Source organism: Dietzia sp. UBA5065, assembly GCA_002415925.1.
Lineage (GTDB): Bacteria > Actinomycetota > Actinomycetes > Mycobacteriales > Mycobacteriaceae > Dietzia.
Genome location: DIAZ01000075.1, coordinates 31,155 through 33,221, shown reverse-complemented (window position 1 = coordinate 33,221; position 2,067 = coordinate 31,155). Strand labels below are relative to the sequence as shown.

The window sequence follows — 2,067 nt, the reverse complement described above, 5'->3', positions numbered from 1 at the left end:
GCGTCCCGCCAGGACGGTGACCCTCGGTCGAAGCGGCGCAGGAGGCTGGTCGGGCGTGCCGGCCCGTCGACGGTCTCCACACGCGAGGGACAGCAGGGCGTCCGCGCGTCGTTCGGCCTTCGAGTAGAAGCACTCCTCACCCGCGGCCGCCCCCTCGTCGTCGTCGGCATGTTCGGCCGCCCGCTGGTCGATCGCCTCGGCCAGGACGGCGGCCTCCTCGTTGGCGAGGACGGCGGACAGCGTCGACATCCCGTCTCGCCCCTTGTTGAGGCGCACGCCGCGCGCCCGGGCGGCCTCGTCCCGCCGGCGGCGGATGCCGTCCGCGTCGTGCCGGGCGATGATCGCGTCGGCCCTCTCGCGCATCGTCTTGGCTCCGAGCCGCTCACCGGCCTCCAGGGCGTCGCGGTAGTCGTCGACCACCTTCCGCTGAACCAGCGGCAGGACCTCGGCGTCGACGGTCGCCATCTGCCGCGCCAGGGACTCCGCGGCACGCAGGTCCATTCGCCCGGCCGACAGCGCCTCGAGTATGGCGGGATAACGCGTGTGGAGGTCCCACGCGAAGCTGATCATCGCCTCGGCCCGGAGAGAGGAGATCGCCATGGCGGCGACGACGTAGCCGGTCGCCGCGACGAACGGATCGACCACGGCATGGCCCGGCGGAGACCCGTCGCCGGCGCCGGCCTCCTCCTGGCGGGCGCACTCCCGGTACAGCTCGTAACACGCGATCAGCCGCCGTGCCGCCGCCCGATTCTCCGCCGCCCACCCCTCACGTGCGGCAGCGGTCAGGTCGGTGAGCGAGGCGGGAGTCGCGGACGCGGGGGAATCGCCGGCGGTGCCGCGTGAGCTGCCGTCCATGTTCCTCCCCTTCCGCCGTCCCTGCCACCTCGAATCTGTGTTCTATTATACGCACAGACTTTCGATGAGGCAAGGGTCTGCGGACCGGCCGCCACGGCGCGGCCGTCCCCGCCCCGGGTAACGGATCCCCACAACCCACGGATATGTGATGGGGTCGTACTCATCGACCCACGGGGCAGCCGCCCCGCAGCCGCTGCTCGGAGGCCCCACATGTCCAAGACCATCGCGTACGCCGGAGTGCTGGCCGCCGCGCTTCTCCTCTCCTCGGCCGGGGCCGCCGCGGCCGAGACGGACGGCGGTTACCTCGGTCCTGCGGGCGAGTTGCTGCCGGGCTCCGTCACCGGCTCGCTTCCCGGGTACACGTCGGGCCCGCTCGGTTCGACCGCCACCCTCGCCTGCAACATCGGCACCGTCGTCGGCACCGCCGCCCAGCTGATGGGTGCGGGGTTGCCGATCCCCGTGGGAATCATCTGCGCCGTCGTGAACCCGGTCGCGGAGTCCGCGGACTTCCTGCTCGACGGCGACATCGACGGGTCGGTCGGCGCGGTGGTCGGGGGAGTGCCGCTCGTGGGCGACTCGCTCGAGGGCCAGATCGACACCGCGTCCGCCACCGACTCCGTCGAGGGTGTGCTGGGTGAGCGTCTGGGCTCGCTCGCGGAGGAGTCCCTCTCGCCGGAGCCCCCGTCGCCGCAGAACTGACGGCGGCGCCGGCATGCCGCCAACGGGTTCGCCGCCGGCCGAGACTCAGCGCTGCCCGCGCCCGAACGCGTGCGGCTCGACCGGCCGCAGCGCGATCGGCAGTCCCGCCACCACGAGCCGATAGGACTCGGTGACGAGCTCGTCGACCATGGCGGGGGTCAGCGAGCCGTCGGGGTGGAGCGAGATCCAATGGCGCTTGTTCATGTGATAGCCGGGCGTGATGTCGGCGTGCGCGTCCCGCAGGGCCAGCGAGTCCGACGGTAGGGACTTGAGGACCACCTGACGTCCGCCCGCCACCTCCACGTGGAACATGAACATCTTTCCCCGGACCTTGAACACGTCGACGTCGGGGCCGAACGGGAACTCCAGGGTCGTGGCCGGCAGTTCGCGCGCCCGCATCGCCGCGCATCGCTGGAGTTCCCGTCCGTTCACCGGGACGACGCTACCGCCCGGCGCCGCGGGCGGCTCAGTCGTCGACCCCCCGGGCGGCCAGCGCGTCGCCCAGCTGGTCGG

At 72.5% G+C, this 2,067-nt stretch carries 3 protein-coding genes; 1 reads left to right on the top strand and 2 read right to left on the bottom strand.

What is annotated here, in order from left to right:
- On the bottom strand, window positions 1-855 hold an 855-nt coding region (locus B4M60_RS05795; protein ID WP_291081164.1), incomplete at its 3' end, for a DUF222 domain-containing protein.
- A 210-nt stretch (window positions 856-1,065) separates the two neighbouring features.
- Between B4M60_RS05795 and B4M60_RS05790 the strand changes: the two genes are divergently transcribed.
- Window positions 1,066-1,554: a hypothetical protein gene (locus B4M60_RS05790; RefSeq protein WP_291081163.1), complete on the top strand. Its 489-nt coding sequence runs from the start codon at window positions 1,066-1,068 to the stop codon at window positions 1,552-1,554.
- A gap of 45 nt (window positions 1,555-1,599) precedes the next feature.
- Here B4M60_RS05790 and B4M60_RS05785 read toward each other — a convergent pair whose 3' ends face one another.
- A complete protein-coding gene (locus B4M60_RS05785; protein WP_291081161.1) occupies window positions 1,600-1,986 on the bottom strand; it encodes an MmcQ/YjbR family DNA-binding protein in 387 nt (128 codons plus the stop codon).
- Window positions 1,987-2,067 lie beyond the last annotated feature (81 nt).